General features: G+C 69.2%; 21 protein-coding genes. 9 read left to right on the top strand and 12 right to left on the bottom strand.

From position 1 onward, the window contains the following. Positions 1-477: 477 nt before the first annotated feature. Positions 478-1,908 (bottom strand): MFS transporter, encoded by a 1,431-nt coding sequence (locus ACTWQA_RS55555; protein WP_443166874.1) that lies wholly within the window; start codon positions 1,906-1,908, stop codon positions 478-480. Between the two features lie 184 nt (positions 1,909-2,092). Here ACTWQA_RS55555 and ACTWQA_RS55550 point away from each other — a divergent pair, with 184 nt between their 5' ends. The 4 genes from ACTWQA_RS55550 to ACTWQA_RS55535 all read left to right on the top strand — a co-directional run bounded on the left by ACTWQA_RS55550 (position 2,093) and on the right by ACTWQA_RS55535 (position 4,436). Then, the gene (locus ACTWQA_RS55550; protein ID WP_443166873.1) at positions 2,093-2,995 is read left to right on the top strand and encodes a LysR family transcriptional regulator; all 903 of its coding nucleotides are present in this window, start codon (positions 2,093-2,095) and stop codon (positions 2,993-2,995) included. 168 nt (positions 2,996-3,163) lie between these two features. Continuing rightward, positions 3,164-3,547: a hypothetical protein gene (locus ACTWQA_RS55545; RefSeq protein ID WP_443166872.1), complete on the top strand. Its 384-nt coding sequence runs from the start codon at positions 3,164-3,166 to the stop codon at positions 3,545-3,547. Continuing rightward, positions 3,544-3,864 carry a hypothetical protein gene (locus tag ACTWQA_RS55540; RefSeq protein ID WP_443166871.1) on the top strand — a complete coding sequence of 107 codons (321 nt, stop codon included), beginning with the start codon at positions 3,544-3,546 and terminating at the stop codon, positions 3,862-3,864. Before ACTWQA_RS55545 ends, ACTWQA_RS55540 begins: the two co-directional genes overlap by 4 nt. Positions 3,865-4,076: 212 nt before the next feature. Further along, on the top strand, positions 4,077-4,436 hold the full coding sequence (locus tag ACTWQA_RS55535) for a VOC family protein (RefSeq protein ID WP_443166870.1): 360 nt from the start codon (positions 4,077-4,079) through the stop codon (positions 4,434-4,436). 551 nt (positions 4,437-4,987) lie between these two features. On the opposite strand, the gene ACTWQA_RS55530 is transcribed toward ACTWQA_RS55535, so the two are convergent. After that, positions 4,988-5,455 (bottom strand): YdeI/OmpD-associated family protein, encoded by a 468-nt coding sequence (locus tag ACTWQA_RS55530; RefSeq protein ID WP_443166869.1) that lies wholly within the window; start codon positions 5,453-5,455, stop codon positions 4,988-4,990. Between the two features lie 114 nt (positions 5,456-5,569). Then, entirely contained in the window at positions 5,570-5,968 is a 399-nt protein-coding gene (locus ACTWQA_RS55525; protein WP_443166868.1) for a heavy metal-responsive transcriptional regulator, read from the bottom strand. 352 nt (positions 5,969-6,320) lie between these two features. Here ACTWQA_RS55525 and ACTWQA_RS55520 point away from each other — a divergent pair, with 352 nt between their 5' ends. Beyond that, positions 6,321-6,485 (top strand): hypothetical protein, encoded by a 165-nt coding sequence (locus tag ACTWQA_RS55520; RefSeq protein ID WP_443166867.1) that lies wholly within the window; start codon positions 6,321-6,323, stop codon positions 6,483-6,485. A gap of 33 nt (positions 6,486-6,518) precedes the next feature. On the opposite strand, the gene ACTWQA_RS55515 is transcribed toward ACTWQA_RS55520, so the two are convergent. Continuing rightward, on the bottom strand, positions 6,519-7,442 hold the full coding sequence (locus ACTWQA_RS55515) for a zinc-binding dehydrogenase (RefSeq protein WP_327588557.1): 924 nt from the start codon (positions 7,440-7,442) through the stop codon (positions 6,519-6,521). Between the two features lie 14 nt (positions 7,443-7,456). Between ACTWQA_RS55515 and ACTWQA_RS55510 the strand changes: the two genes are divergently transcribed. Continuing rightward, positions 7,457-7,909, top strand: a complete 453-nt coding sequence (locus ACTWQA_RS55510; RefSeq protein WP_443166866.1) for a helix-turn-helix domain-containing protein — start codon at positions 7,457-7,459, stop codon at positions 7,907-7,909. A 379-nt stretch (positions 7,910-8,288) separates the two neighbouring features. Here ACTWQA_RS55510 and ACTWQA_RS55505 read toward each other — a convergent pair whose 3' ends face one another. From ACTWQA_RS55505 to ACTWQA_RS55495, 3 genes are read right to left on the bottom strand one after another with little or no spacing between them, the layout of a single operon-like run. Beyond that, positions 8,289-8,768 (bottom strand): NUDIX domain-containing protein, encoded by a 480-nt coding sequence (locus tag ACTWQA_RS55505; protein ID WP_443166865.1) that lies wholly within the window; start codon positions 8,766-8,768, stop codon positions 8,289-8,291. A 19-nt stretch (positions 8,769-8,787) separates the two neighbouring features. Next, on the bottom strand, positions 8,788-9,513 hold the full coding sequence (locus tag ACTWQA_RS55500) for an HAD family hydrolase (RefSeq protein WP_443166864.1): 726 nt from the start codon (positions 9,511-9,513) through the stop codon (positions 8,788-8,790). Beyond that, positions 9,510-10,292, bottom strand: a complete 783-nt coding sequence (locus tag ACTWQA_RS55495) for a carbon-nitrogen hydrolase family protein (protein WP_443166875.1) — start codon at positions 10,290-10,292, stop codon at positions 9,510-9,512. The genes ACTWQA_RS55500 and ACTWQA_RS55495 overlap by 4 nt, the downstream gene beginning before the upstream one ends. Positions 10,293-10,806: 514 nt before the next feature. On the opposite strand from ACTWQA_RS55495, the gene ACTWQA_RS55490 reads away from it, so the two are divergent. Continuing rightward, positions 10,807-10,974, top strand: a complete 168-nt coding sequence (locus tag ACTWQA_RS55490) for an NUDIX domain-containing protein (RefSeq protein WP_443166863.1) — start codon at positions 10,807-10,809, stop codon at positions 10,972-10,974. Between the two features lie 328 nt (positions 10,975-11,302). Here ACTWQA_RS55490 and ACTWQA_RS55485 read toward each other — a convergent pair whose 3' ends face one another. Then, on the bottom strand, positions 11,303-11,734 hold the full coding sequence (locus ACTWQA_RS55485) for a pyridoxamine 5'-phosphate oxidase family protein (RefSeq protein ID WP_443166862.1): 432 nt from the start codon (positions 11,732-11,734) through the stop codon (positions 11,303-11,305). 4 nt (positions 11,735-11,738) lie between these two features. After that, positions 11,739-12,749, bottom strand: coding sequence for an NADP-dependent oxidoreductase (locus ACTWQA_RS55480; RefSeq protein ID WP_443166861.1), 1,011 nt, complete (start codon positions 12,747-12,749; stop codon positions 11,739-11,741). 111 nt (positions 12,750-12,860) lie between these two features. Here ACTWQA_RS55480 and ACTWQA_RS55475 point away from each other — a divergent pair, with 111 nt between their 5' ends. Continuing rightward, positions 12,861-16,097, top strand: a complete 3,237-nt coding sequence (locus ACTWQA_RS55475) for a BTAD domain-containing putative transcriptional regulator (RefSeq protein WP_443166860.1) — start codon at positions 12,861-12,863, stop codon at positions 16,095-16,097. Between the two features lie 487 nt (positions 16,098-16,584). Here ACTWQA_RS55475 and ACTWQA_RS55470 read toward each other — a convergent pair whose 3' ends face one another. After that, positions 16,585-18,288 carry a phosphatidylglycerol lysyltransferase domain-containing protein gene (locus tag ACTWQA_RS55470; RefSeq protein WP_443166859.1) on the bottom strand — a complete coding sequence of 568 codons (1,704 nt, stop codon included), beginning with the start codon at positions 18,286-18,288 and terminating at the stop codon, positions 16,585-16,587. Positions 18,289-18,364: 76 nt separating this feature from the next. Here ACTWQA_RS55470 and ACTWQA_RS55465 point away from each other — a divergent pair, with 76 nt between their 5' ends. Then, positions 18,365-19,432, top strand: coding sequence for an alpha/beta hydrolase (locus tag ACTWQA_RS55465; RefSeq protein WP_443166858.1), 1,068 nt, complete (start codon positions 18,365-18,367; stop codon positions 19,430-19,432). Positions 19,433-20,045: 613 nt separating this feature from the next. Here the strand turns inward: ACTWQA_RS55465 and ACTWQA_RS55460 are convergent. Together ACTWQA_RS55460 and ACTWQA_RS55455 are read right to left on the bottom strand one after the other, a co-directional pair. Then, entirely contained in the window at positions 20,046-20,714 is a 669-nt protein-coding gene (locus ACTWQA_RS55460; protein WP_443166857.1) for a DUF305 domain-containing protein, read from the bottom strand. A gap of 29 nt (positions 20,715-20,743) precedes the next feature. Further along, a partial coding sequence (locus ACTWQA_RS55455; protein WP_443166856.1) for a hypothetical protein occupies positions 20,744-21,018 on the bottom strand: 275 nt, incomplete at its 5' end.

Here is a 21,018-nt window from a genome sequence, read left to right as displayed (position 1 = left end):
CCGGCGTTGCTCGCGATCCAGGCGGTGGTGCTGATCGCACTTCCACTCGCCTGGTGGGTGCACACGCACGCTTCTTCGCGCCGCGCGGGCGCTGGGACGGTGACGGGATGAGCGCCTTCTCGGCCCCGGCCAGGCCTGCGGTCGACGTCGCAGGGCTGCAGGGTGAGATCGAAGCGCGGTGTCCCCCATGACGTAACGGAGTTCCCGTCATAGGCGGTTATCTCGCCGATGCGGGTCCACACCGAGACCTCCTGCGGCCGGTAGCCGCCGCCTCCGACCACCCCGGTGCCGTCGGCCGTGCCGAGATCAGTGTTGATCAGCCAGGTGGCGCGGAATTCAAGCGCGTCGGACTTTCCGCCGTTCTTGAGCGCCTCGGCCCGGTTGGCGCAGCCAGCCTCTCCTTCGGCGGCTATGCCGTCGCCGCGCTGGCCGGCGCGAGGGGCGACCGGGGTTCGGACGCTCCCATACGCCGCTGACCTATTCGTCGCGCGTGCCTTCGCGGAGCCTTGTCAAGCTCACCAGGGTAGACCGGCGGCGATGACGCAGCGCCAGGGCCACGGCCAGGCCGAAGGTCACGAGGAGGGCCGCGACGGCGAAGGTCCGGTGAGTTCCGCGAGCCACCTCCGCCGACGCGGCCGCGGTGACGTCACTCGTGCCGGCGGCGACGGCGAAGACCGTCCCCATGACGGATGCGCCGGTGATGAGGCCGAGGTTCCGCGAGAGGTTCAGCATGCCGGACACCAGGCCACGCCGGTGCGCGGGGACGTCCTTCATGACAGCGGTGTTGTTGGCCGCCTGGAACAGCGCATAGCCGGCCGTGGTGGCGACCAGGGGTAGGACGTATCCGATGACTCCGGCGGCCGTGGGCATCACGGAGAGCATCACCGTGCCGCCGATGACGCCGCCGAGCCCGGCGATCACCATGGTGTCGGCGCCGTAGCGATCGGTGGCCCGGCCTGCCGGCACGCCCGTGAGGGCGGACACCGCAGGGCCGGCCGACATGACGAGCCCGACGAAGGCGGGGTCGAGGCCGAGTGCCCGGGCCAGGTGGAAGGGGCCCACGACGAGTGTGGTCATCATGACGGTCGAGACCAGTGCGCTTGTCGTCAGGCCCGCGGCGAGAACGGGATCGCGGAACATCGAAAGGGTGAGCAGCGGGGCCGAGACCCGGCTCTCGACGAGGACGAACAGGGCGAGTCCTGTCCCGGAGGCGATGAGCGAGCCGATGGCGAGCGGGCCGAACGAGGTCCCTCCGATTGTCATGGCCAGCGCATAGGCGCCCAGGGTGAGCGCCAGCAATGCCGTGCCTGCGATGTCAAGACGCCGGCCGGCCGAGCTTCTCGCCGGTGAGGAGCGGGGCAGCGCCCGCATCGTGAGGGCGAGCGTGACCAGCCCGAGCGGCACGCCGATGAGGAAGATCGCACGCCAGCCGAAGATCGTGATGAGGACTCCACCGAGTGAGGGCCCGAGCGCGGTGCCGATCGCCGACATCGTGCCGAGAAGCCCCATGACGCTGCCGGTGCGGTCCTTGGGCACAGTCTCGCCGACGAAGGCCATGGTCAGCGCCATCATGCAGGCGGCGCCGGCGCCTTGGAGAGCCCGGGCGGCGATGAGGAAGCGGAGGTCTGGGGCGAGAGCACACAGCAGCGTCGCGATCGTGAACACGGTGATGCCGCTGATCAGGAGACGACGCCGGCCGGCGAGGTCACCGAGCCGGCCGGCGCCGACGATCAGTGTCGTGATGGCCAGGAGATAGGCGATCACGACCCACTGGACCTCGTTGAAGGCGGCATCGAAAGCGACCGCCATGTCCGGCAGGCCGACGTTGGCGATGCTGATGCTCAGCGAGGGCAGGAGCATGGACAGCGACAGTGCGATCAGCGCCCAGGCCAGTGATGGACGCCGCACCCGCGATGTCTGCCCGGGCTCGGTGCCCGGAGGCGTTGCCGGTTTCAAGAGATGGCCTCTTCCTGGAGTCGAGGGGGTCGCAATGGACGGTAGGTCCCGTTTCGACCTGGCGGAAGACGCAAAGATAGAAAGTAACCTGTGTATGAAACGCCATGTGTGGAGTGATCTGTGAGATCGTGTGCGTATGGCACGCCCCGATCTGAACCTGCTGGTCACGCTGGACGTCCTGCTCGAGGAGGGCAGCGTGACGCGGGCGGGGGAACGGCTCGCGCTCAGTCCTTCTGCGATGAGTCGTGCGCTTGCGCGGTTGCGGCGGACCACCGGTGACCCGCTGCTCGTACGGGCCGGTCGGGGGCTGGTGCCCACACCGCGCGCCGTGGAGTTGCGCGAGCGGGTACGCCGCCTGGTCCTGGAGGCCGAAGAGGTGCTGCGGCCGGCCGAAACCCTCGACCTGGCGACACTGGAGCGGACCTTCGCGTTGCGCAGCAGCGACGGGTTCGTGGAGAGGTTCGGACCCGAGCTGGTGGCCAAGGTCGGCGGTGAGGCGCCTGGCGTGCGGCTGCGGTTCGTGCAGAAGACCAGGAAGGACGTCGGTCCGTTGCGGGATGGCGGTGTTGATTTGGAGACCGGTGTCGTCGAGCACGCCCTGCCCCCGGATGTGCTGAGCGAGCCGCTGTTCACCGACCGGTTCATCGGTGTGGTGCGGAGCGAGCACCCGTTGAGCACGGGGAAGGTCACGACGGCCCGGTATGCCGCCTCGCGACACGTGCACGTCTCGCGGCGCGGCCTGACGGAGGGGCTCGTGGACGAGGCTCTGCGCCCGACAGGCCGCCATCGGGAGGTCGTGACGGTCGTGGACGGCTTCGGCGCCGCCTTGGCGCTGGCGAAGGCCTCCGACCTGGTCGCCACGGTCCCGGAGCGCCACACCGTGAACCTGCGGCGCGGGATGCACTCCTTCGAGCTGCCCTTCCCCGCTCCCGAGGTGACGGTGTCGCTGCTGTGGCACGTCCGGCTCGACGCGGACCCGGCTCACCGGTGGCTGCGCGAGTGCGTGGCCGGTGCGTGCCGGCAGGCGCAGGGCGGCTGAAGGAGGCGTCCGCGACGTCGCCGCACACCTGACCATGCAGCAGCTCAGGTTCGGCGACGTGATCTCCATAATGGGTGGCGCGGCAGCCTCGACCGCACAACACAGCACGTCGCCCACCTGCGCGCCGCCGAGCTGACCACCGACCAGATCATCGCCAAGATCCGCGCCATGATCGGCTCCCGCCGGCACAACTTCGGCGTCACCTACCTGGAGACGCTCTGCGACATCCTCGTGCACAGCCAGGACATCGCCATCCCCCTCGGCCGCCGGCTCGACATGGCACCCGACGCCGCGGCGATCTCCGCCAGCCGGGTGCTGTCCATGCGCTGGCCGCCGCCGCAGCCCTCCGCGCGGAAGGTAGCCGGGTTCCGGCTCACCGCCACCGACACATCCTGGTCGGCAGGCGACGGCCAGGAGGTCCGGGGCCCGATGGCCGCGCTGCTCCTCGTGTGCTGCGGGCGCCTCGCCGCGCTGCCGCAGCTATCCGGCGACGGCGCCGCCGACCTCGCCGCCCGCCTCTCAGCACCCACCCCGACCAGGAGGACCTCATGACGTACGCGGTCACCATCGATGTACCGGCCCCGACCGAACTGTACGACGCCTTTCACGCGGCGCTGATCGAGCACACCGGCGGTCACGTCGACGGGCTCCTCGCCCACGTGGCCTGGCCCACCCCGACCGGCTTCAGGATCGTCCAGGTGTGGACCTCCAAGGAGGTGCGTGACCGGGCCGGTGAAGAGGTCATCGCGCAGGTCCGGTCGGCCCTCGCGGCCTCGGTACCGGACCGGTTCGGACCGATGCCCGAGGAGCGGGTCGAGGAGCTCGACGTGGTCGGCCTGGTCATCCCGTCCGCCGGCCTGGCCGTATAGGGCGCCCATCGCGCCACCTCAAGACACTGACAGACACCGACTCTTGCCGCATGGCGAACCGGAATGATCGTGTATGAGGTTGGTGGGAGGGACACTCGGTGCTATCACCGGCTTCTCGGGACGGGATGCACCGGTGCAAGCCAACCACCGATGAGGTTCCGACGCCGCCGAAGTCAGTACCGGCGACACATCGACTACGCGCGGAGGACGACATGGCGCTGGACCTCTTTGCCGGCATCCCCGTCACCGACTACGCCGCGGCGTTGCCGTGGTACGAACAGTTCTTCGGCGGGCAGCCCTCATTCCTGCCGAACGACATCGAGGCGGTATGGGAGGTGGCCGAGCACCGGTACATCTACATCGTCGAGGAGCCGGAACGGGCAGGAAACGCCCTGGTGCTGTCGTTCGTCGACGACCTGGACGACCGGGTCGCCGAGATCGCCCGGAGGGGCATCGAGCCCGCCAAGCGCGAGACGTACGACGGTGGCGTGACCAAGGTGACTTACCGGGACACGGAAGGCAATGAGATCAGTTTGGGTGGCGTCCCCGGGGTGACGCCACCTCGGACCTGATCAGGATCGCCAAGGATCAATGTCATCCGCCGGACACAGATGCCGTAGAGATGCCAAGAGCACGCGGCGGATGCCGCTGCCAGCCGGACGCTACAACGCCGGCGTCAAGGTGCTCAACACGGTCAGCCCCCCACAACCAGCGGCGGCTGGTGAAGCGGCCCAGCCCTGGACCAGATCAGCCACCTCCTCATTGCCCGGCACCGCCCTTGACCACCTCAGCACGGGCCTCAACGATGAGGCGGCCGCGTGAAACCGCAGGTGGAGGTGCCGAAGATTTGGGGCGTGCCCCGCCGGGGGCACCGATCGCGACCAGCAGAAATGAGCCCCTGACCAGTGGAAACCCGGGTCAGGGGCTTCGTCGTCTGTCCGGCTGAGTCCGGCCGTCACTGATCGTCCCCAATGCGTCCCCAAAACCGAGTAGCTCAGATGATGCTCCACTCGGGTCTACACGCAAGCCTCCGCCGCGAGAATGTGTCCCCGGCGGCGCGGCGGCGGCTGAGCAGCCGGAGGCAGCAGGATCCGCGACTGTGCTGCCCAGCCAGGTAAGGCGCTCAGGTTCCGGGACGCTGCTTGATCCCTGCCTCCAGCAGGCTGACCATTTCGGCGATCCGCTGCGCCCGTGTTTCGGGGCGGCGTTTGGTGGCATCGATCCAGCGGAGATAAGCCCGCCGGTAGAACTGCGCGAGCGAGTCAAAGAACGCGCCCGCCGCTGGGTTGGCCTCCAGCGCCGCAGCCACGTCCTCAGCAAGATCTGGTCGCTGCGGCCCCTCTGGTATGAGAACCACGGTCACCTGCTCGCCCGGCTCCAGCCCGCATCTCAGCCAGGCAGGGCCGAGCAGAAAGCCGCGTTGCCCGTTGTGCTCGATGATCACTGCGCGAATGCCCATCCCGTTGAGCGTGCCCGTCACATGATGCACCGGCTTGGGCGCCCAGACCGCGTCCGGATCGAACGGTACCGGGACGAACATGCGCCCTCGCCCACCCGGTTGGCTTTCGGCGGTGAAGTGCTGCTCCTGCACGCCCTGATACTGCCACGGCGGTCGTACCGAGCCCAGCCGGCACCACACCACCAGCGACCGGGCCAGATAGGGAGATGCCCATCGTGTGACCTGCAGGGCTGGGCCCGCGAGGGCTTACGCGGTGGTCAGGATGCGGCAGATTCCTTCAGGGCCGCAGTCGGCCGGATCGACTCCCTGTGCCCGCTGGCGCAGGTTCTGCAGCTCGGTACGCGTGGCGATCAGTTCGGCGATGCGTTGCTCGACCTGTTCGAGGTGGGTCTCGATCACCGTGGTGACGTGGTGGCAGGGCGGCTGACCGGCGTCGCGGATGGCCAGCACGCCGCGGATTTCGGCCAGGGTGAACCCGGCGGCTTGCGCGTCGCGGATGAAGGCGAGCCGCTCGCGTGCGGCGGGCGGATAGTCGCGGTAGCCGGCGGGCGTGCGGGGCGGCGGCGGCAGCAGCTCGGCCTGCTCGTAGAACCGGATGGTCTTGGTGCTGAGGCCGGCCGCGGCGGCGAGATCCCCGATGCGCATGTCTCCAGAGTACGGCCTTGACCTTCCATCGCACTGGAACCTTTACGTCGAGGCGACGGACGGTCCCAGCGACGGTGAGGAGGCATGGAGATGGAGCTGACGGTGGTGATGGTGCCCGGGTGTCCGAACGCGCCCACGTTGGAGGAACGGCTGGCACGCGTGCTCGCCGAGCTGGAGATCGGCGAGCACGTTGCGATCGTGCGGCATACGGTGGCCGATGCCGAGCAGGCGGCACGCTGGCAGATGCGTGGCTTGCCGACACTGCTGGTGGGCGGAATCGACCCGTTCGCCGATCCCGCGGTGCCCACCGGGCTGGCGTGCCAGCATCGCGGTCAGCCACCAGCAGTTGCGCGTGGAGCCAGCCGGACAGGACGCGGCGCGGCTGCTCTCCCTGCTCGGGCTGCTGGATCTGCCCAGGCACACGCCCACCACGGCCGCGCTGGCCGACTGGACCGAGCATCGCGCCGACCGACTGCTGTCGGTCATCGGCACAGAGCGCATGGACGTAGCCCGCTGACCCACGCCAGGCCGCATTTCAGACGGAAGGGTGTCAATCGCGAGACTTGAGGTCGAATACCGCCTTTCCTGCCACGCGCCGGCCGCGTAGCGCGTCGGCCGCCTCGGCGAAGCTTTCCCAGGAGTCGCGCCAGCCGATCTCGGGCACCAGGACGCCTTCAGCCGCGAGCCGTACCAGCTCGGCCAGGTCGGCGGCGGCTCCGAACTCGTTGACGTAGGAAGCGAGCGTCCTGGTCGGGCCGACAGTGGCATACGGCGAGAAGACAGCAGGCTCTCCCGAGGTCCACCCGACGGACTGGAGGGTCCCGCCGGGAGCAAGGAGTCCCCAGGCCGCGACCAGATGGGGTCCGCCGACCGTCTCCACGACGATGTCGACGGGCTCTTTGACGTCGTCCAGGCCCACGACCACCTCATCCGCGCCCGCCTTGGCAAGGCCATCCCCTCGCGCGGGGGAGCCGACCGAAGCGATGACGTACGCCCCGGCGTGGGAGGCGAGACGCACGGCGTACCGTCCCACACCGCCCGAGGCGCCGGTCACCAGCACACGCTTGCCGGGTCCGGCCGCGGCGGCCCGCAGCGAGCGGAGCGCGGCCAGGCCCGCCGTCGGCAGTGCGGCCGCCTCGGCCAGCCCAACACCGTCCGGGACTTGGGCCACCGCCGACACATCGACGGCCACCCGCTCCGCGAACGCCCCCTGCGCGAAGAGCACGACACGGGTTCCGACGGCAGGGCCGGAGCCGTCCGTCGCCGCCTGCAGGACGGACCCGGCCGCGTCGAGGCCCAGCGCTGCGCCGACCGGAACGCGTCCAGAGGTTGCGTCATTGATGTCGGCGTAGTTGAGCGAGGCGTACTGCACGTCGATGAGCACCTGTCCGGGACCGGCGACGGGGTCGGCGATCTCCCCGAAGCCGATGCCTGCGGGGGCGGACGGGTCAACGATGAGGGCACGCGTGAACATCGAGATCTCCTCTGGTGGAAGCCGCTACAACAAGAAGGACATTAGCAGATAGTTCTGAAATAGATTATCTACTAATCGTCTACGGCCGGGCAGCCTTCCGCCACTCCTGTGAGCTGGGCATCTCGGCAAGCGCGGTGTCACAGATCGAGCGCGTGCCGATGCGGCCCTCGGTGAGCCGGCTGATCGCGTACCTGAAGGCCATCGGGGTGCCGCCGGCGGCCGTCTTCGACACACAGGAGGGGCCCCGTGCCGACGCCTCCGTGCCCGGCTTCGCGATCGGGAGGGCCTGGGAGGTCGCGCCGATACAGCTCAGCGGAGGAGTGACCTGCCGACGGCTGTCACCGGTGCCAGCGCCGGACGTGGAGTTCTTCGAGTCCACCTACCCGCCGAACGCCGTCTCCACGGCTCACGGACAGTTCCTCAAGCACGAGGGGTACGAGGTGGGCACCGTCACGGCGGGGAGCTGACCATCGAGTTCGAGTCGGAGCTCGTCACGTTGTCCAAGGGTGACTCGATCACCTTTCCGTGCAGTCGGCAGCACATCATCGGCAATCACCCCGTCACCGCCATCGCCACCTGGCTGATCGTGCGTCGCTGACCAGGCTGCCCTGCTTACGCCCGGGCCTCACCCGCCCGGCAGCCCGCCCCCCCGGCAGCTGTGTCGCTCGGCGCGTCCCAACACGGGTTTGTGCGGATTCCGTTCCACCCAACCGCGGGTGCGGCGCTGTGCCCTCGCCGAAGACCTGGATCATGATTCCTGCTCTTTCCTCGCGCGCAGGCACGGCTCGGGCGCCAGTCGAACGCCTGACCGTCGCCGACCGTAGCGTGGAAGCGGTGGTGTCCGCGCTATACCCCTTGCCATGCGCGGAACAGCCTGATGCTCTCGGCGAGCTGCGAGTGCATCGGCGACGGCAGCGAGTCCAGAGAGAACCAGCCCAGCTCGTCGAACTTGTGAGGCTCGCCGATAGCGGCTTCGGTGGGATCGACCCCGACCGCGAAGATCACCGCGACCCAGTGAGAGGGCGGCTCCTCTCGCAGGACGTTGCGAACGCCGATGGTCTCGATCGTCAGCGGACGGGTCATGTATTCCTCGCCGACCTCCCGGGCGACAGCCGTCTCGAACGACTCCCCGTACTCCAGCGCTCCGGCACCACAGTCCCAGGCTCCGGGCTCGTCACGCGCACCGGCGCCACGCCGGGCCAGCAGCACCCGGCCGTCTCCGTCGTGGCAGATGAACACGCACGAGACACTGGGCGTCCTGCGCATCTGATCGGCGCCCGGCTGGGACGGTCCGGCGAGAACGTTTGCAGTCGGATCGTTGCTCAACAGCAGGTTCCTTTCGCTTTCAGAAGTGATGCAGTAGCTCGGAGAACGTCCGCAGCCGCAGCACTCCTTCATCGTCGTCATCGAGCTCACTGTGCTCCAGCACCCAGGTGTTGTCGTTCGGGATGAAGACAGCGTTCATGCCCGCCTGCCGGGCGGGAAGGATGTCCGACTTCGGCGAGTTGCCGATCATCCAGGTCGCAGCCGGCGCCAGGTCGAGGTCGCGAGTGAGCCGCCGGTAGGTGTCGACGTCCTTCTCGGCCACGATATGGATGCCGCGAAAGTGGTGCACGAGCCCCGAGAGATCCAGTTTGCGCTGCTGCTCCTCGGTATCGCCCTTGGTGAGCAGGAGCAACTCATGCCGGCCGCCGAGAACTGTGAGTGTCTCGGCGACATCCGGGACCAGCTCCACGCGTCCTTCCAGGACGGCCGCGGCCAACCCGTCGACATGGCGCAGTTCCGCAGCGTTCGCCGGCCGCTCGCGGAGTCGCTTCAGGCACTCCTTCAGGCTGTGCACGAACATCTTGCCGCCGTATCCGTGGGCGACCGCGTTCGCCGCCTGGATGCTGTTGAGGATGGCGCGGATCTCGGCCCCGTCGAGGGTCGGGTGGTCCAGCCAGAGCAGGAAGTCGTCCACGGCGCGTTCGAAGAGGACGTTGTTCTCCCACAGCGTGTCATCGGCGTCGAAGATCAGTACCTGTCCCGTGAGAGAGCCGCCGTGCGGCTCAGCCGGGCCTGGTGCCGTCACGTCCATATGTCTGCGACGAGGGCGGTCCGCGGGTTCCCGGCCAGGGCGTCCTTGTCGCGCAACGCCTGCAGCTCACTGCGCGACAACGCCATGGTGAACACACCCGGGTCGGTCCCGGCCTGGCTCAGCCGCGTGCCGTCCGGGTGCCAGGTGCCGCTGCCGCCGCACGATTCCCACCCCGGTCCCCGGCCGGCGAGGTTCGCGACGACCGCGTACATGCGGTGGTCCATGGCCCGGGCCGCGGAGTGGACGTCAATGCGCCGCACCTCCTCCTGCGTGTACAGGGCGGACACAGCGTATACCTCGGCGCCCAGGCCGGCCGCTTCCGCTGCGTGCCCCGGTACTGCGGCGTCGTAGCAGATGGCGAGGGCGACGCGCCAGCCGTCGATGTCCAGGATCTGGATTTTGTCGCCGGGCTGGAACAGGTCGCGCTCCACACCGTGCAGGTTCTGCTTGCCGTAAACCTGGATCTCGCCGTTGGGGCGGATCGCCAGCGAGGCGATCCAGGCCGTGTTGTCCGGCCCGCGGTACGCGGCGCCGACCACAGCGGTCACGCCGCACTCCGCGCTGGCTTGGCGGACGACGTCGAGCCGCGGGTCGTCCTCGGTCACCCAAGCCGACGGGTCGGTGAAGAGCGCCAGGTCGTAGCTGACAAGTGACAGCTGGGGGAACACGAGCAGTTTCGCACCGGCATCCGCGGTTTCGATCATCAGAGCCGCCGCTGAACGGGCATTAGCTCGCACATCCCCTGGTTCGGGGGAAATCTGGGCGACCGTCACGATCAATGTTTCTGAGGGCACTGCGGCATGGTATCGACTGGCGTTCGGAATCTTCCGACAGGTGATCAGCTAGATCCACCGTAGGAGATGCCCTGGGCGCGGGTAAGCATGCGAGGGGATTACTTGGTGCGAGCGTTGATTTTGACCGGACCTCCAGCGGTGGGCAAGAGCACGATCGGTCGCCTCGTTGTCCAGGAACGACCATGTGCTGCCTTCATCGACATCGACGATGTTCGCCATCTGGTCGTTAGCGGCCACGCCGCACAACGCCGCACCCTGGAACGGGCTGGAGGGTCTTCGCCAGCAACGACTGGGAGTGCTTAACGGCTGTGCGTGGCCCGGAACTTCTTGGACGGCGACATCGACGCGGTCATCGTGGATGTGCTGACGGACAGCACTGCCGAGCTCTATCGCTCCTCGTGCTTTGACGCGCTCGTAGAACTCGTTCTTCAGGTCGGGATGCCGCTGGGTCAGGGCGTTGCGGGGGACGTCGGTTTCCCGGGCGAGCGTGACCTTGTCCCGGTTCCCGGGCTACTACGACGTGATGGTCGGCGGTGCCGTGGGCGTGGGCGAGTCGTATGAGGAGGCGGCGGTCCGCGAGCTGGCTGAAGAGCTGGGGGTTCGTGTGCCGGTGCGCTTCCTGTTCAAGTTCCTGTGCCGGGAAGGGACTAGCCCCATCTGACTTGGAGTGCATGAGGCGGTCGTGCCGGAGGCCTTGGTCCCCGACCCGGGTGAGATCGACTGGCAGCCCTGGCTGACAGCGAGCGATCGCACACGCGTCCAAGTCCTCCCCCAACACGAAGGAGGCCCGGGGCCTGTTCAGGGTTCGGGTCATGAGGGTGCGGATTCTGCGCGGTGCCCTCCGGTCCTGGTAGGCGCCGGTTCAACGAAGTGATGTGGCGGTTCTGCATGGGCAGCCCGTGGCGGGACCTGCCCGAGAAGGCATTCGTGGACGACCATGCGGTGGATGGGCACGCACGCTGCACTGACCCGCGCGGTCCAAGCACCGATCAGCTGAACTCTTTGCCGAAGTCGAACGTGCGCCACCGCTCCGGCCGGATCCGGATGGTGACCCAATCCGGCAGACCGTCCTCGATCGACTCGAAGAACCGCTTCCCATCAGAAGGGCCGAGATACCGGATCGCCCATCGACGGTACTCCGTCGGGTCGGCCGGCTCGTAGGCGACGACCGGGCCGTCGACGGAGACGAACTTGTACGGCATCTCCTCCTGCTGGACGGCGAAACCTACGTAACCGGCTTCCTGGATCAGGCCCAGCTTGCGGTTGCCGGACGGCGTGCTGATTCTGATCTCGCCGCCGGGCGCGTAGGCGTACCAGATCGGGATCAGCAGCGAGGCGCGACCCTCAGGGACGCTGAGCACGCCGATGTGGGTGCCGGCCAGGAACGTCTCGCGTTCCTCGATCGTCATGCGAGTGGACATGTCGTCATCCTCGCGCCAGGCGGACGAGCATCTTGCCGGTGTTGGCGCCATGCAGCACGCCGAGGAAGGCGTCCGGAGCCTGCTCGAGGCCCTCGACCACCGTCTCTTCCGTGCGCAGGCCGCCGTCGGTCAGCCAGGCTGCGGCCTGGGCGATGTACTCGGGGAAGCGGTGAAGATGGTCGGTCACCAGCACACCGCGCAGGGTCAGCCGCTTGGTGACCACGTCGTAGATGTTGCTCGGGCCGGGGACGGGGGCGGTCGCGTTGTATTGGCTGATCATGCCCACGAGGGCGGCCTTACCGTGCACCTTCAGCGCGCCGATGGCGGCCTGCAGGTGGTCGCCGCCAACGTTGTCGACGTAGATGTCGACGCCCTCGGGCGCGAGTTCGGCGAGCCGTTGGGGCAGCGAACCGGTTCGGTAGTCGATGGCGGCGTCGAAGCCGAAGTCCTCGACAACCTTCTTGACCTTCTCGGGTCCCCCGGCTGAGCCGATCACCTTGGCGGCGCCCAGCTTGCGGGCGAGCTGCCCGGCCACGCCGCCGACGGCGCCTGCGGCGCCGGAGACGAAGACCACGTCGCCCTTCTTGACCGGTGCGATCTCGGTGACGGCGAGGTACGCGGTCAGGCCGGTCGGCCCGAGTGCGCCCAGATAGTCCTGCGGGCGGGCGAGGCCGGTGTCCACGACGGCCGCTGCGGTGGCATCCAGCACGGCGTACTCGCGCCAGCCCAGGAAATGGGACACCGTCGCGCCGACCGGGATCTCCTCGGCGTGGGAGGCGATCACTTCGCCGACCGCGCCGCCCTCCAGCGCGACGCCGAGCTGGAACGGCGGGATGTACGACTCGGCATCGTTCATTCGGCCCCTCATGTACGGGTCGACCGACATCCACGTGTTACGGACCAGGATCTGACCCTCGCCCGGCTCCGGCAGCTCGACCTCGACCAGCTCGAAGTTGTCCGGTCCCGGCTCACCGACCGGGCGGGAGGCAAGCCGGATCTCGCGATTGACTCTCATCGTTCATTCATCCTTTGAAAGATCGGTTGATGGCTTCATCCTGATCCGGGCCCCTTCGGGTTTTCTGCGGGCCGTCTTTGGGCCCGTCCGAACTCGTCTAACCTGGCGGTTGTGCGTTTCGGGGTGCTCGGTCCGCTGGCCGTCTGGACGGCTGGCGGCAGGCCCGTACGCATCCCCGAGGCGAAGGTGCGGGCGCTGCTGGCCGATCTACTCGTGTACGAGGGGCGTCCTGTGTCGTCCGATCGGCTGATCGACGACTTGTGGGGCGAGCGGCTGCCGCGCAATCCCACCGGCACCCTGCACTCCAGGGTGTCCCAGCTGCGCCGGGTCCTGGAGAGCGCCGAGCCGGGCGGTCGCGACCTGGTGGTGTCGCAGCCTCCGGGCTACCTGCTGCGGCTGGAGCCCGAGGCCGTGGATACCGGCCGGTTCGCGTCGCTGGTCACCCGGGCCAAGGCGGCGGTCGACGTACGGGAGCGGGCGAAGCTGCTGGCCGACGCGCTGGCGTTGTGGCGGGGACCGGCGTACGCCGACTTCGTAGACGAGGACTTCGCCAGGCCGGTGGCGGCCCGGCTGGAAGAAGAGCGCCTGGCCGCGCTGGAGGAGCACGCGGAGGCGCGTCTGGCGCTCGGCGAGCACGGCTGGCTGGCCGGCGAGCTGGGCGATCTGGTGACCCGGCATCCGCTGCGCGAGCGCCTACGCTCCCTGCACATGCGTGTCCTCTCCCGGGCTGGACGGCAGAGCGAGGCACTGGCGAGCTACGCCGACCTGCGCGAGCGGCTGGCCGACGAACTCGGCCTGGACCCCGGCCCGGAGCTGGTGGCCCTGCACGAGGCGATACTCAGGCGGGATCCAGCGCTGGAGGGGACCGCCGTCGCGGTGCGGCAGCGTACCAATCTGCCCGCAGCCCTGGCCGAACTCATCGGCCGGGAGCAAGCGGTGAGCCACCTACGCACGCTACTGGAGTCGGGACGGCTGATCACGCTCACCGGCGCGGCCGGGGTGGGCAAGACCCAGCTCGCGCTCAAGGTCGCCCGCGAACTGGAGGGCGGCATCCCCGATGGCGCGTGGCTGGTGGAGCTGGCCGGCCTCGATCGGGCCTCCGGCGACTCCCCGGCGTCGGTGGCCGGAGTCGCCGCTTCGGCCCTCGGCGTCCGTGACGACGCTCTCAGGATCCGTGACCAGGCAGAGGCCGCCGGTGACATGCTGGGCCGGCTGGCCGACGCGCTCCGTACGAGGAGCCTCCTGCTCGTGCTGGACAACTGCGAGCATGTGATCGAGTCCGTCGCCGTGGTGGCCGAGGTGCTGCTGCGGACGGCGCCCGGCCTGCGCATCCTCGCCACCAGCCAGGAGTCCCTGGGTCTCCCCGGCGAACGGCTGTGGGCCGTGCCCCCGCTGGACTTGCCGGACCCCGCCGCAGAGCCCGAGGAACTACGCCGCTTCGCCGCCGTGGAGCTGTTCGTGACCCGGGCCGCCGCCGCTGCACCGGGCTTCGGGCTCGACCCCGGCAATGCCGCGGCCGTGGCCGCGATCTGCCGGCGCCTGGACGGGATCCCGCTCGCGTTGGAGCTGGCCGCCGCTCGCGTGCGCGCGCTTGGGGTGCACGGGCTGGCCGCCCGGCTCGACGACCGGTTCGGTGTGCTGGTGGCGGGCAGGCGCGGCGCCCCAGCCAGGCAGCGTACGCTCCGCGCGATGATCGACTGGAGCTGGGAGCTGCTGTCCGAGCCCGAACGCGTGGCCCTGCGCAGGCTCGGCGTTCACGCCGACGGGTGCACGCTGACCGCGGCAGAGGAGGTCGGCTCGCTGGACGGGGCGGACGGGATAGACGTGCTGGCGCGACTGGTGGATCGGTCGCTCGTCGTCATGGCGGACGGTCCGGTCGGCCCCCGCTACCATCTCCTGGAGTCGGTCCGGGAATACTGCCTCGACCGCCTGCGGGAGGCCGGCGAATACGACGAGATCCACCGCCGCCACCTGCGCCACTACACCGGGCTGGCCGAACGCGCCGCGCTGCACCTCCGCGGCCCCGACCAGCGGCCCTGGCTGGAACGTCTCGATCGCGAATGGGCCAACCTGCGCGCCGCCCTCGACACGACCGTACGGCTGGCCGACGGCGACGCCGCAGCCCGCCTCGTCAACGCGCTCGGTTGGTACTGGCTCCTGCGCGGACGCCTGGCCGAGGCCCGGCGCGCGCTCGACCTGGCGCTGAACGTATGCGACGACGCCCGCGTGGTCGCCTGGCGGACCGGCGTGCGCCTCCTGATGAGCGACGGCACCGATGCGGATGCCCGCGCGTCGACCAGCTCTTACGAGAACATCGCCGACATGGGCGCGCGGGCGCGGGCTCAGTGGTTCCTGAGCTACGCGCACCGCGGCTTCACCGACCTGACCGTCACCTCAGCCCTGCTTGAGCAGGCCCTTGCCAGCTTCGGCGAGCTGGACGACCGCTGGGGGGTGGCCGCCGCGCTGAGTGTGCGGGCCACGATCGCCCGGGCCCGGGGCGACCTCGCCGCCGCCCACCGCGACGCTCTGAACAGCGACGAGCTCTTCAAGGAACTCGGCGACCGGTGGGGCCGGGTGAAGGCCACCAACACTCTCGCCGAACTCGCCGAGATCGCGGGCGACTATCGCGAGGCGGCCCGGCTGCACCGCGAGGGCCTGCGCATAGCCGAGGAGCTCGCCCTCTGGGGCGAGGCGTCGTTCCGGCTGTCCGGGCTCGGCAGGATCGCCCTTCTGACGGGTGACCTCGCGGCCGCCGACGCGTACCACGAGCAGGCGATGCGCCTGGCCGCCGAGCAGTCCAACAAGGTCGCCCAGCACTTCGCCGAGATGGGGCTGGCCCTGAGTGCTCGCCGCCAGGGCAAACCGGAGCTGGTCGAATCCCACCTGGCCAAATGGGTGGACTGGCTACGCGGCGTGTCAGGGGAGCCCGGCCTGGCCCTGGCCCTGGCCGAGTTGGGATTCGCCGCCGAACAGCGCGGCGACGCCGAAGCCGCGGTGAGTCTGCACCTGGACGGCCTCGCCTCCGCCCGCAAGATCGGCGACCCCCGGGCCGTGGCCCTGGCCTTCGAGGGACTGGCGGGGGCACTCACCGCTGTGAACGCACCACGCGCCGCACGCCTGCTGGGCGTCGCCGCGGCGCTGCGCGAGTCGGTCGGCGCGCCGCTGCCACCGGCCGAACGAGGGGACGTAGACCGCATTACCGCGGCCCTGCGCGAGGCTCTTGGGGATGCGTCGTTCACGGCCGAGTTCGAGCACGGCACGCGACTGAGTCCCGACCACGTGATCCATACGTTCGAGCCCGGCGAGAACTCCCCTCGCGTGCCGCCGTCCACCTCGTCTGGTCCTTGATTGTCATACGCCCAAACCGTCCAGGGATCAATCCTGTGATTGCGCTTCGATGCCCGTGCGACTCTTCAATGGGGGTTGAGGCGAGGAGTTCGTGGAGTTGGGCGACGCCGGTGAGGGTGAGGTGGGAGCTGGGGGTCGTCGCCGACCACGGCGCCGGAGGGGTCGGTCGCCAGTCGGCCGGCGGCGCATCGCAGGGTGTCGAGAGAGGGTTTGCCGACGGCGTGCTCCGGAACCCCGGTGATGCTGGTGATCATTGCGGCTCAGCCCTTCGCCGCCGAGGAGCACCACGCGCTGGTGGCCTTGCCTGAGGAAGTGGTCGACCGCGCTGGTCGCCGGGGTCAGCACGGCGCTGTCGGGCAGGTCGGCGCAGGGCCCGGGCGTACTCTTCCGTGTCCTCACCAGTGCTCTCATCGGCCAGAGCCAGCCCGTGACGGCTGAGACTCGCGACGTTCCGCGGCACGCAGCGGTTCAGCGGCGGCAGGTGTCACTAGGCGAGCCGGACCGGGCGCAGGCGCGGCACGCGCAGTCGGCGGACGCGCGGGCGGCCCAGGGTGATGAACGCCTCGGCCTGCAGCGCGGACACGCTGATGCGGGGCAGGTCGCGAGCGTTCGGATAGACCACGAAGCGGGGCTCCCAGATCGGCCGGAACTTGGCGTTGAACCGGTAGAGCGACTCGATCTGGAACCACTGCGACAGGAAGATGAGCACCGCCCGCCAGGCGCGCAGCACCGGTCCCGCGCCGAGGCGCTCGCCGCGGGCCAGCACCGACCGGAACATGGCGAAGTTCAGCGACACCTGGCTGATACTCAGGGAGGGTGCGGCCTGCAGGGTCTTGACGATCAGGAGCTCGTTGAGCCCCGGCTCAGCGCTGCGGTCACGCCGCATGAGGTCGAGGGAGATGCCGTTCGGCCCCCACGGCACGAAGTGCAGCACGGCCCGCAGCTCCCCGTCCTTGTGCGCGGTGGCCACCAGGCAGTCGGCGTCGGCCGGGTCGCCGAAGCGGCCCAGCGCCATGGAGTAGCCGCGCTCGGTCTGGGTGCCGCGCCAGGCGTCGGCCGCCTGCTTGATGCGTTCCTTCTCCTGGTCGGACAGGTCGGCCACGCGGTGAACACGGCAGGTGTAGCCGGCGCGTTCGGTCCTGTTGACCATCTGGCGGACGTTGCGCATGGCCCGGCCCTCCAGCGTGAAGCCGGCCACCTCGACCACGGCCTCGTCGCCGATCTCCAGCGCCGACATCCCGGTATCGCGGGTCCACACTTCGCCGGCCGTCTCGCCGCAGCCGATGACGGCGGGCACCCAGGCGTGCCGCCTGGCCTCGCGCAGGAAAGCCTTGATCGCCGCGGGCCAGGCTTCCGGGTCGCCGATGGGGTCGCCGCTGGCCAGCATCACCCCGGACACGACGCGGTAGGCGACGGCGGCCTTGCCGGAGGGCGAGAAGATCACGCTCTTGTCGCGCCGCAGCGCGAAATAGCCGAGCGAGTCGCGCTCGCCCGACTGGCGGAGCAGATCGCGCAGGCGCCGCTCGTCCTCCTCGGTGAGCTGGGCGACCGGCCGGGTCGGCCGCATGGCCAGGTAGAGCGTGGTCACGGCGGTGAGCGTGCCCAACGCGAGCAGCGAGAAGTAGACCAGGTCGGAGACCCGCGCGTCGGTGAACGTGACCGGGCCCTCGATCCCGGCCAGGCCCAGCAGCACGTGTTCGAGGCGGTCGAGCACGCTGGGATGACCGGCGAGGGCCTTCGGCCGGGCGCTGACGATCACGAAGCCGAGCCCGACGTCGATGGCACCGAGCACGAGCAGGTTGCCCAGGGCACGCCAGCGCGAGCGCGGGTCGGGCAGCGCCGCGAACTCGCGCCTGCCGGCCACGAGCACGGCCGTGAGAGCCAGGCTGATCAGGGCCGAGGCGGGTCGCATGTGCACGAAGCCCATGATCACGCTCACCGGCAGCAGCACCATAACCGCGCGCCACGCGCGTACCTTGCGCCGGCGCAGCGCGTGCGCGATCATCACCAGCATGATGCCGACGACCAGAGAGGTCGTCCGGGTCACGGTCGTGACGATGCCAGGCAGGACCGCGGACCATTCACCCATCCGGCTGTGCCCGAAATGAGGGGACACGGCCTTGGCGATGTCGAGCAGGCCGACGGTCAACGACGCGTACCCCGCGGCGACGGGGATCCAGGAACGCCTCATGTCCCCGTAGTCAAGTCCACCCGGGTTAATCTCCTTGTTAACTTGCAGCTTATGGGCCGCCCGATATGCCCATACCATGGAACTCACCTCGCGCGGGTTGATGCTCGCCGTGGCGGCGTTGGCCGTGGCGGCACTGGCGGCGACGGTGTGGCTGTGGCCGCGGCTGAGTGCCAGGAGTGTCGGGGCGGTGCTCGGCCGGGTGGGCGTGCTCGGCCTGTGCCAGGTGCTGACCCTGGCGGCGATCGGGCTGGTCGTCAACACCTACTTTGGCTTCTACGGCTCGTGGGCCGACCTGTTGGGCACCGAGCCGGCGACGGTGCCGATCACTGTTGCGACGTCGGGCCTGCAGGTGCTGAGCAGCCGCGCGGTGCCGGGCGGGCGGATCGAGCAGGTGATCATGCCGGGGCCGGCCACACGGCTGAGCGAGGAGGCGTACGTCTTCCTGCCCTCGGCGTATTTCAAGGACCCCCAGCGGCGCTTTCCCGCGATCCTGGCGCTCACCGGGTATCCGGGTGATCCCCGCAACCTCATGACCCGGCTCGACCTGCCGGGCCGGATGGCGCACGCCATCAGCCTTCGCCAGGTCAAGCCGGCGATCCTGGTCATGATGCGGCCCAGCGTGGTGCTGCCGCGTGACACCGAGTGCGTGGACGTGCCCGGCGGGCCGCAGGTGCAGACGTACTTCGCCAGGGACGTGAAGGCCGACATGATCGCCCACTACCGGGTGGCCGCAGGGCGGGACTCGTGGGGCATCCTGGGCGGTTCGACCGGCGGATACTGCGCGCTCAAGCTCGCGATGAGCCATCCTGACGAGTTCTCCGCGGCCGTCTCGCTCTCGGGGTACTTCAAGACGATCATCGACGGCACCACGGGGGACCTGTTCCACGGCGACAAGGCGCTCGAGCAGCGCAACGATCTCATGTGGCGGCTGGCGCACCTGCCTGCGCCGCCCGTGAGTGTGCTCGTCACCAGCAGCAAGAAGGGCGAGCGCGAATATCCGGAGACGGTGCGGTTCCTCGCCGCGGTGCGGCCACCGATGCAGGCGTCGTCGCTGATCCTGCCCAGCGGCGGCCATAACTTCAACACGTGGAACAGGGAGCTCCCCCAGGCCTTGCCCTGGCTGGCCCAGCAGCTCACCGTCTGAGGAGCCGCAGGGCCTTCTCCTTCCACCGCTAGTGAGATCAAGGTCGCCCCCAGCACGCTTCGCCGTGCCGAGGCGCCAGCTCGCACATGTGCCGATGGGACACGACAGCGGCGATGCCCGCCACCAGTACCACCGACAACGTGGTCGTCCACCGAATCCACGGGCCAGCGGAGGTATACGAGAAGAACCGTGTCTTCATCGCCCCGCGCCGGGGGCTGAGCATCAGGGAGCGTAGGTAGGGGCTGCTGAGCGGGCATCATGTGATCTCCGTGGGATGGCGACGGACATGTACCTTCTGCACACGTGGAGCCAGGGACAACGTGGGCCTCCACGAGTTGTTTCTGGGACCTGTAGGTGAGCCGCAGCCCCGTCTGGGCGTAGAGCTCGGCCTTGTCGAGCGGGTCAGCCTCCCGGATGACCCAGGCGGCGGGGCGCCGATGTGCCTGCGGCGCCGGGCGAGGAGGCTCTCGGAGTGTTGTCCAGTTCCAGGTGGTCGTTCATTCGGGTTCGAAGCGCCGGTACAGCAGATGGCTCAAGAACAAAGCCGAAAGGCGCTGCGGCATGGCGTCACGGAGTTGAGCCACTGTTGGTGGCCGCGGCGCCCTGCGCACTACTACAGAAGCCCTACCGGGCCAGATGTGTGGAGGTGGCTCGCCATCGGGCAGGGCATGCTCCAGTCGTTGAACCAGTCGGCCAAGTACTGCTGCATCCGCACCAACTCGGCATGCTGATCGTCGCGTACCTTGGCCGCGAAGGCGGCGACGTCGCCGTGTTGGATGCGCCCGTGCATGAGCAGTTGCTGGGACATCATCACGGCCATCATGTGGTGAGGGATCATGTCCCGCAGGAACGCCTTATCCAGTGCATCATCTGACAGTTTGGACAGATCCCGCATCATCGGCCGGTAGTCGGCAGCGTGCGAATGCCCGGGATACCAGGCGGCCAGCCATTTCTTCATCGTGGCGATTTCGGCGCTTTGCGTGGTGACGATCGAGGAGCCCAGGCTGCGCATTTCGGTGCGGCTCGATCGCTGAAGCTGGCGGGCTGCCTGTACCGCCTCCTGGTGGTGCGCCACCATGTGGGCCAGGTAGCCGGCTTCATCGCTCATGATCGGGGCACGCATCGGGTGATGTGACCCCACTGTGTCCCGCCCGGACGGGGACGCGGCCGGCTGCCGCGCCAAAGTGTGCTGTGACGGGCTGTCGCCGACGGCGATGCCGGTAACCGCTGTAGCCGCCAGCACCGACCCGGCAGCAATTCCCGCGAGCGCCGAACGTTTCATCTCGGCCTCCAGGTCTTCCGAGGCATCACCTACCCCAGGCTGCGCAATTCACCGGGCGTGGCAGCAGCGTCCGTCGTGACGGCAATGGGCTGAGTCGGCGAGCCGCGCATCTGCCGGCGCGCCGCCTGCTCGCCGTCGCTCACGACGCGGCGCGCGATCGAGGCGGCCTGCTCGATACCGGTCTCGGCCAGCGCCTGGGCCAGCCGCCGCTCCAGTATCGGCGCGTTCGGGCAGTCGGGGACCGACACCACCACCAGCTCCATGGCCTGGCCTCCTGGTCGTGCTGCTGCGGCTGCTCCCGCAG

The sequence above is a fragment of the Nonomuraea sp. 10N515B genome (genome assembly GCF_052245915.1).
GTDB lineage: Bacteria > Actinomycetota > Actinomycetes > Streptosporangiales > Streptosporangiaceae > Nonomuraea.
Note: the sequence above shows the minus strand (reverse complement) of the source record. Positions and strands in the feature narration are given on the sequence as shown.

Coding starts and splice junctions, on each gene's coding strand:
- ACTWQA_RS55535 (WP_443166870.1), top strand. CDS start 4,077: ATGGCGCTGGACCTCTTTGCCGGCATCCCCGTCACCGACTACGCCGCG.
- ACTWQA_RS55460 (WP_443166857.1), bottom strand. CDS start 20,714: ATGAAACGTTCGGCGCTCGCGGGAATTGCTGCCGGGTCGGTGCTGGCG.
- ACTWQA_RS55485 (WP_443166862.1), bottom strand. CDS start 11,734: ATGTCCACTCGCATGACGATCGAGGAACGCGAGACGTTCCTGGCCGGC.
- ACTWQA_RS55465 (WP_443166858.1), top strand. CDS start 18,365: ATGGAACTCACCTCGCGCGGGTTGATGCTCGCCGTGGCGGCGTTGGCC.
- ACTWQA_RS55545 (WP_443166872.1), top strand. CDS start 3,164: ATGATCGGCTCCCGCCGGCACAACTTCGGCGTCACCTACCTGGAGACG.
- ACTWQA_RS55480 (WP_443166861.1), bottom strand. CDS start 12,749: ATGAGAGTCAATCGCGAGATCCGGCTTGCCTCCCGCCCGGTCGGTGAG.
- ACTWQA_RS55550 (WP_443166873.1), top strand. CDS start 2,093: ATGGCACGCCCCGATCTGAACCTGCTGGTCACGCTGGACGTCCTGCTC.
- ACTWQA_RS55470 (WP_443166859.1), bottom strand. CDS start 18,288: ATGAGGCGTTCCTGGATCCCCGTCGCCGCGGGGTACGCGTCGTTGACC.
- ACTWQA_RS55515 (WP_327588557.1), bottom strand. CDS start 7,442: ATGTTCACGCGTGCCCTCATCGTTGACCCGTCCGCCCCCGCAGGCATC.
- ACTWQA_RS55540 (WP_443166871.1), top strand. CDS start 3,544: ATGACGTACGCGGTCACCATCGATGTACCGGCCCCGACCGAACTGTAC.
- ACTWQA_RS55525 (WP_443166868.1), bottom strand. CDS start 5,968: ATGCGCATCGGGGATCTCGCCGCCGCGGCCGGCCTCAGCACCAAGACC.